Genomic DNA, 8,307 nt, shown 5'->3' with positions numbered 1-8,307 from the left:
GCTAAAATTTCGTCTCTAATAACATCTGTCAAGGGAGTAATCACTCCTTGGTATTCCGCATAACTGGAAATCGTCAACATTTCCTCTAAGGCACCCTTGGTTACCAAACTAACAACTTCGTGTTCATCCTTAACGATAACACTCATCCGTCTACGTTCAAAATCAAAGGGAAGCTCATCTATTTTTTGAAAAGTTTGAGCCAGATTTTGCAAGAGGGGGTGTTCTTTGGCTTCCTTTTCAGTCCGTTTGATGATGGCTCTGTCCATCAAATTTTTCAAGCCCGTTTGAAAATAAGAATTGAGATAAGCTCGTCTCAAGACGGTCAAATCCAAGCGTCCGTGGATGTCCAAGGGATATTCAAGGACAATTTCGTCTTGGGTTAGAGTTCCTGTCTTATCTGTACACAAAATATCAATCGCCCCTAAGTCCTGTATGGCATTGAGTTTCTTGATAACCACTTTTTCCTTGGCCATAATGATGGAGCCTTTTGCTAGACTGGCCGTGATAATCATAGGAAGCATCTCAGGTGTCAATCCAACACCAACACTCAAAGCAAATACGCCAGCTTCCAGCCAGTCACCATCTGTTAAACCATTGGATAAGAAAACAATGGGCACCATGACCAGCATCAAACGAATCAAGAGCCACGAAATACTATTCATCTCCCGCTCAAACGAAGTAGGCTCGTCATAGGTGTTCAAAGTCTGCTCAATGGCCCCCATCATGGTATCATCACCAACTGCTAAAACCACGGCCTTGGCACTACCAGACAAGACATTGGTTCCCATAAAGGCGAGCGCTTCTGCTTCTAGCAGACTATCAGATTGTTGAACTGTTGCCTTGGTCAAGGCCAATTTTTCAACCGATTCACTTTCACCTGTCAAGCCCGACTGTTGTACAAAGAAATCGCGCGACTCAAATAAAAGAAGATCTGCTGGAATCATGTCTCCAGCGCTTAATTTAACCACGTCACCCACTACCAAATCATCGATAGGTACTTCTTGGATTTCTCCTTGACGAATGACAGTCGCTGTGTTGACAATCATTTTTGATAGATTGGTCGCAGCCTTATCACTACGGAGTTCTTGGACAAAGCGTATGCTACCAGAAATGAGGACTAGGACAACGATGATAATGGAAGTTGTCGGATCTTCTTGACCTGGTTTTGCCAACCAGACATTGGTCACCAAGGAAATCACGGCGATGACCAGCAAGATGATTGTAAAAGGATTGATAATGGATTCGTAAATCTTTTTGAGGATACTGTCTTCTTGACCCTTTGTGATGGTATTTTCGCCATATAGGTCACGATTTTTCTCCACCTGCTCCTCAGTCAGGCCTGTTAGACTTGTCTTATAAAAAGATAGAGTTTCGTTTAAAGATGTATGAATAGCTGTTGCTAATCTTTCTTTTGTAGTTTTCATTGGTTTCTCCTATCTGTATGAATGATGTGTTTCATACACAGAGACCAATCACTTTATAAGGACAGAACGACACAAATCAGCGATTGGCTGTGTATGTGCGGTTCCGGATGATCGTCAATTTGCATCGTTTATCTCCTTTCTTTGATTTAAACAGTAGAAAATCCCACCATAAAATGGCAGGATTAAAAAACTAATTATCTGTTTTTCGTTCAAGCTTTAACTCCATAGGGCAATGTAATGAGCTTAGTCTTGGCCTTCGCGACCAGGACTGTTGACCAACGAGTAGTGTCTCCACTGCTTTGCGGTAGTCATCCGTATCCCTATGGTAGCCTCACCTACCGTTTTCGTCTTTCAGTATAAACCTTTAAAATTTAAAAGTCAATCATTTGAGTTGTTTGACTCTTAAATAACTATCAACTCTTTTGGAGCTAGGGTCAATAATTCACAACCTGTCTCTGTAATCAGGATATCATCCTCAATACGAACGCCATATTTGCCTTCGATATAGATACCTGGCTCATCTGTCAAGGCCATACCTGCCTTAATAGTTTCTGTAGAAGTTTGGCTAAAGTATGGTTCCTCATGGATATCCAGTCCAATACCGTGGCCAATACCGTGAGTAAAGTAGTCGCCATAACCTGCCTCAATGATAATATCACGAGGGATTTTGTCAAAGTCACGGAAACCTAATCCTGCCTTAGCCTGATCAATCAAGGCTTGGTTGGCTTTGAGAACCGTATTGTAAATTTCTGCCTGCTCATCGCTAACATGCCCTAGATAGATAGTCCGTGTCATATCGCTGACATAGTGGTCATAAAGGCAACCGAAGTCCATGGTAATAGCTTCCCCTAACTCTACTGGTTTGTGCATAGGATGGGCATGAGGTTTAGAAGAATTGATACCGCTAGCTAGAATCGTATCAAAAGACAAGCCAGATGCTCCCAACTCACGCATGCGGAAGTCAAGGAAGTTGGCAATCTCAATTTCAGTCTTTCCTGGCTTAATAAAGTCAAGCGCATCGCGGAAAGCTTGGTCTGAGATAGAACAAGCCTTGCGAATCGCTGCAATCTCCGCTTCATCCTTAATCATTCGAAGACCTTCGACAAACTGAGTCTGTGGAAACAAGTCCAAACCTGCAAAAGCTGCCTGCATACGGTGGTAATAAGATACTGAAATCTCGTCCTCAAAACCGATTCGAGACAAGCCCATGTCCTTGACAATGCCTGCAATGACAGCCAATTCATCGCGATCTGCTACGATTTCAAAACCACTGGTTTCTTGCTTGGCTGCAATGATATAGCGAGAGTCTGTCACCAAGACCTGACGGTCACGGCTGATAAAGACTGTTCCGTTTGAACCCCAAAAACCAGTCAAGTAATAGACATTTTTAAGATTGTTGATGATAATGCCATCCAGTTCCTTTTCTTGCATTTTAGTTAGAAATGCTTGTACGCGTTTATTCATGATGTAATTTTCCTTTCAAATACTGTCCTGTGTAGCTGGCTTCATTGGCCGCTACTTCTTCTGGAGTTCCTGTTGCGATGATGGTTCCACCACCGACACCGCCCTCAGGTCCCAAGTCAATAATATGGTCTGCCGTCTTGATAACATCCAGATTGTGCTCAATGACAAGAACTGTATTGCCATCATCGACAAAGCGAGCTAAAACCTTAAGCAAGCGAGCGATGTCCTCGGTATGAAGTCCTGTCGTTGGCTCATCCAGAATGTAGAAAGATTTTCCGGTCGAGCGTTTGTGGAGTTCACTAGCCAGCTTCATACGCTGGGCTTCTCCCCCAGAAAGGGTGGTAGCTGGTTGTCCTAAGGTCACATAGCCTAGCCCCACATCCTTGATGGTCTGGAGTTTACGTTGAATCTTAGGAATGTGTTGGAAGAACTCTACCGCGTCGTTGACGGTCATGTCCAAGACCTGCGAGATATTTTTTTCCTTGTAGTGAACTTCTAGGGTTTCACTGTTGTAGCGGGTTCCGTGGCAAACTTCACAGGCTACATAAACATCTGGCAAGAAGTGCATCTCAATCTTGATAATCCCGTCACCTGAGCAGGCTTCACAGCGACCACCCTTGACGTTGAAACTGAAACGACCCTTCTTGTAGCCTCGAATCTTGGCTTCATTTGTCTGAGCAAAAAGGTCACGTATATCGTCAAAAACTCCTGTATAGGTAGCAGGGTTGGACCTCGGCGTTCGTCCGATAGGGCTCTGATCAATATCAATCAAGCGGTCTACATGCTCAATCCCTGTAATAGTCTTAAATTTACCAGGTTTGTCTGAATTACGGTTGAGCTTCTGGGCAATAGCTTTTTTGAGGATGCTGTTAATTAAGGTCGACTTCCCTGAACCTGACACACCTGTCACCGCGATGAATTTTCCTAGTGGAAAGCGAGCTGTGACATTTTGCAGGTTGTTCTCACGCGCACCTGTCACTTCGATAAAACGACCATTTCCGGCACGGCGCTCTGTTGGCACTGGAATGGCACGTTTGCCTGATAAGTACTGGCCTGTTATAGACTTACTGTTACGAGCTACCTGCTTGGGCGTACCTGCCGCAACAATTTCCCCGCCAAAAACACCAGCACCAGGACCAACATCAATCAGATAATCCGCTTCGCGCATGGTATCTTCATCATGTTCCACTACTATGAGAGTATTGCCCAAATCACGCATCTTTTTCAGACTGGCAATCAGACGATCATTGTCCCTCTGATGAAGACCGATTGACGGCTCATCTAGGATATAGAGGACACCTGAGAGGTTGGAGCCAATCTGGGTTGCCAAACGAATACGCTGACTTTCCCCACCTGAAAGGGTTCCTGCTGAACGTGATAGAGTCAGATAATTAAGACCCACGTTATTGAGGAAGGTCAAGCGGTCCTTGATTTCCTTGAGAATGGGACGAGCAATGATGGCTTCATTTTCAGATAGAGTCAACTGGTTCACCAAGTCCAAATGGTCTGCGATAGACAGGTCTGAAATTTCTCCGATATGTGGCCCTTGCTCACCACCCACACGGACAGACAAGGCCTGGTCATTGAGACGGTAACCACGACAAGTTCCGCAGGTCAGCTCATTCATATAGAGGCGCATCTGGGTGCGAGTGTAATCGCTGTTTGTCTCGTGATAGCGACGCTTGATATTATTGACAACTCCCTCAAAAGGAATATCGATATCGCGCACGCCACCAAATTCATTCTCATAGTGGAAATGGAATTCCTTGCCATCTGACCCATAGAGAATCAAGTTCTTATCCTCTTCTGACAAGTCCTCAAAAGGCTTCTCCATATCCACTCCAAAGGCTGTCATAGCCTGCTCTAGCATGTTTGGATAGTAGTTGGATGAGATAGGATTCCAAGGAGCCAAGGCTCCCTCACGTAGCGCTTTGCTGGCATCTGGCACTACCAAATCAGTATCCACCTCCAGCTTGATGCCCAAGCCGTCACACTCACTACAAGAACCAAAAGGAGCATTGAATGAGAAGAGACGTGGCTCTAACTCTGGAACAGTAAATCCACAAACTGGACAGGCATAATGCTCAGAGAAGAGCAACTCCGAATCGTCCATGGTGTCGATAATCACATAGCCTTCTGTGATACGAAGGGCAGCTTCAATGGAATCAAAGAGACGGCTACGAATGCCCTCCTTGATAACAATACGGTCAACCACGACATCGATATTGTGTTGCTTGCTCTTAGACAAGTCTGGCACTTCGGTCACATCATAGACTTCCCCATCCACACGGACACGAACATAACCATCTTTCTGAACCTTCTCGATAACACTCTTATGTTGGCCTTTTTTCTTGCGGATGACAGGTGCTAAAATTTGCAGACGCTGGCGTTCTGGCAATTCCAAAACCTTATCCACGATTTGCTCCACAGAAGAAGCTTTGATAGCCCCATGCCCATTGATACAGTAAGGCGTCCCCACACGTGCGTAGAGGAGACGCAGATAGTCATTGATTTCAGTCGTGGTTCCAACCGTCGAGCGAGGGTTTTTACTAGTCGTTTTCTGGTCGATGGAAATAGCTGGGCTGAGACCATCAATAGCATCCACATCAGGCTTCTCCATATTTCCCAAAAACTGACGAGCATAGGCTGACAAACTCTCCACATAGCGACGTTGTCCCTCCGCATAGAGGGTATCAAAGGCCAGACTGGATTTCCCTGAACCTGACAAGCCAGTCACTACAACCAGCTTATCTCGCGGAATCTCCACATCAATATTTTTTAAATTATGGGCACGCGCCCCATGAATGACAATTTTATCTTGCATTTTTGTTCTTTCTAGTCCATTATTGCTTACCATTATACCAAAAAAAGTGAGATTCTATTACCCAAAAGGCTGAATTTGTAGTATAATAGTACGGTGTGAAAAAATCTGAAAAATGAGAAAGGATAAGGGATATGAAACAAGTTTTTCTCTCTACAACAACTGAATTTAAAGAGATCGATACGCTTGAACCGGGTACTTGGATCAATCTCGTCAATCCAACTCAAAATGAATCACTCGAAATCGCTAACGCCTTCGATATTGATATTGCCGACCTTCGAGCACCGCTCGATGCGGAAGAAATGTCTCGTATTACCATTGAAGACGAGTACACCCTGATTATCGTTGACGTGCCAGTCACAGAGGAAAGAAATAATCGCACCTACTACGTAACCATCCCGCTTGGTATTATCATCACAGAGGAAACCATCATCACTACGTGTTTGGAACCATTACCGGTCCTCGATGTCTTTATCAACCGTCGATTGCGTAATTTCTACACCTTCATGCGTTCGCGTTTTATCTTCCAGATTCTCTATCGCAATGCAGAGCTTTATCTAACAGCCCTTCGTTCGATTGACCGTAAGAGTGAACAAATCGAAAGTCAACTGCATCAATCAACTCGTAATGAAGAATTGATTGAACTCATGGAATTGGAAAAAACCATCGTCTATTTCAAGGCCTCACTTAAAACCAATGAGCGCGTGATTAAGAAATTGACCAGCTCAACCAGCAATATCAAGAAATACCTTGAGGACGAAGACCTGCTTGAAGATACCCTGATTGAAACCCAACAGGCCATCGAGATGGCAGACATTTATGGAAACGTCTTGCATTCTATGACGGAGACCTTTGCCTCTATCATTTCTAACAACCAGAACAACATCATGAAAACCTTGGCCCTTGTGACCATCGTCATGTCCATCCCAACCATGGTCTTTTCTGCCTACGGGATGAACTTTAAGGATAATGAAATCCCCCTAAACGGCGAGCCAAATGCCTTCTGGTTAATCGTCTTTATCGCCTTTGCTATGAGTGTCTCGCTCACTCTCTATCTCATCCATAAAAAATGGTTCTAAGAGGAGTTCCTATGTCTCAGATTGATCTACAAAAATTAACTAAGAAAAACCAAGAGTTTGTCCACATCGCTACCCAACAATTCATCAAAGATGGGAAATCAGACGCTGAAATCAAGACTATTTTTGAGGAAGTCATTCCTCAAGTTCTTGAAGAGCAAGCCAAGGGTACGACTGCTCGTTCCCTCTACGGCGCACCGACCCACTGGGCTCATAGTTTCACTGTCAAGGAACAATATGAAAAAGAGCATCCAAAAGAAAATGATGATCCAAAACTCATGATTATGGACTCAGCTCTTTTCATCACTAGCCTCTTTGCCCTCGTCAGCGCCCTCACAACCTTCTTTGCGGCAGATCAAGCTTTCGGCTATGGATTGATTACTCTTCTATTAGTTGGACTAGTTGGTGGATTTGCCTTCTACTTGATGTACTACTTTGTTTATCAATACTACGGGCCTGATATGGACCGCAGTCAACGTCCACCTTTCTGGAAATCTGTACTAGTTATCCTAGCTTCTATGTTCCTTTGGTTGCTTGTCTTCTTTGCAACAAGCTTCCTACCAGCTAGCCTTAACCCAGTACTTGCTCCAGTGCCACTAGCTATTATCGGAGCAGCCCTCCTAGCCCTTCGCTTCTATCTCAAGAAACGCTTGAATATCCGCAGCGCAAGTGCAGGACCAACACGCTATTAAGAAGAATGATAAAAGCAACTGCAGGCGCGGTTGCTTTTTCACTTACTTTTTTGATTTTAAAGTATTCTTCTGACATCCCACATAGCTCTATCTAATCTTTTGTGATAAAATAGGCTCAATCTATTTCTAGGAGGATAAAATATGATTTCTACTATTGGTATTGTTAGTTTATCTAGTGGCATTATCGGAGAAGACTTTGTCAAACACGAAGTGGACTTGGGTGTCCAACGTCTCAAGGATCTGAGACTCAATCCTATCTTTTTGCCCCATTCGCAAAAAGGATTAGACTTTATCAAGGAACATCCTGAAGCGCGTGCAGAGGATTTGATTCATGCCTTTTCTGATGATAGTATCGACATGATCCTATGCGCCATTGGTGGAGACGATACCTATCGCTTGCTACCCTACCTCTTTGAAAATGACCAACTACAAAAGGTTATCAAACAAAAAATTTTTCTTGGTTTCTCGGATACAACCATGAACCATCTCATGTTGCATAAACTAGGAATCAAGACTTTTTATGGCCAATCCTTTTTAGCAGACATTTGTGAATTAGACAAGGAAATGTTAGCCTATAGCCTTCACTACTTTAAAGAATTGATTGAGACGGGAAGAATCTCAGAAATCCGCCCTAGCAACGTTTGGTATGAGGAACGAACTGATTTTAGTCCCAAGGCTCTGGGGACACCTCGTGTCAGTCATGTAAATACCGGTTTTGAGTTGTTGCAAGGAAATGCCCAGTTCGAGGGGAAAATCCTCGGCGGTTGTCTCGAATCCCTCTACGATATCTTTGACAACTCTCGATACGCAGATAGCACGGAGCTCTGCCA

General features: G+C 44.0%; 6 protein-coding genes and 1 riboswitch. Of the genes, 3 read left to right on the top strand and 3 right to left on the bottom strand.

All coding sequences use genetic code 11. The features are described from left to right. The 3 genes from SMIDD26_RS00960 to uvrA form a co-directional block, all read right to left on the bottom strand. The coding region (locus SMIDD26_RS00960) for an HAD-IC family P-type ATPase (RefSeq protein ID WP_167747448.1) at nucleotides 1-1,424 on the bottom strand (1,424 nt) is incomplete at its 3' end. A gap of 194 nt (nucleotides 1,425-1,618) precedes the next feature. Further along, nucleotides 1,619-1,769, bottom strand: a riboswitch (M-box (ykoK) riboswitch). 57 nt (nucleotides 1,770-1,826) lie between these two features. Then, complete coding sequence (locus tag SMIDD26_RS00955) at nucleotides 1,827-2,888, bottom strand: M24 family metallopeptidase (protein ID WP_001042891.1); 1,062 nt, start codon at nucleotides 2,886-2,888, stop codon at nucleotides 1,827-1,829. Next, complete coding sequence (uvrA, locus tag SMIDD26_RS00950) at nucleotides 2,881-5,712, bottom strand: excinuclease ABC subunit UvrA (protein WP_061438647.1); 2,832 nt, start codon at nucleotides 5,710-5,712, stop codon at nucleotides 2,881-2,883. The genes SMIDD26_RS00955 and uvrA overlap by 8 nt, the downstream gene beginning before the upstream one ends. A gap of 131 nt (nucleotides 5,713-5,843) precedes the next feature. On the opposite strand from uvrA, the gene SMIDD26_RS00945 reads away from it, so the two are divergent. From SMIDD26_RS00945 to SMIDD26_RS00935, 3 genes are all read left to right on the top strand, one after another. Next, nucleotides 5,844-6,788 (top strand): magnesium transporter CorA family protein, encoded by a 945-nt coding sequence (locus SMIDD26_RS00945; protein WP_000815623.1) that lies wholly within the window; start codon nucleotides 5,844-5,846, stop codon nucleotides 6,786-6,788. A gap of 11 nt (nucleotides 6,789-6,799) precedes the next feature. Then, nucleotides 6,800-7,477, top strand: coding sequence for a DUF1129 domain-containing protein (locus tag SMIDD26_RS00940; RefSeq protein ID WP_061438646.1), 678 nt, complete (start codon nucleotides 6,800-6,802; stop codon nucleotides 7,475-7,477). A 141-nt stretch (nucleotides 7,478-7,618) separates the two neighbouring features. Beyond that, nucleotides 7,619-8,307: LD-carboxypeptidase (locus SMIDD26_RS00935; protein ID WP_419986642.1), on the top strand; the 689-nt coding region annotated here is incomplete at its 3' end.

The sequence above is a fragment of the Streptococcus mitis genome (assembly GCF_001579035.1).
Lineage (GTDB): Bacteria > Bacillota > Bacilli > Lactobacillales > Streptococcaceae > Streptococcus > Streptococcus mitis_J.
Note: the sequence above shows the minus strand (reverse complement) of the source record. Positions and strands in the feature narration are given on the sequence as shown.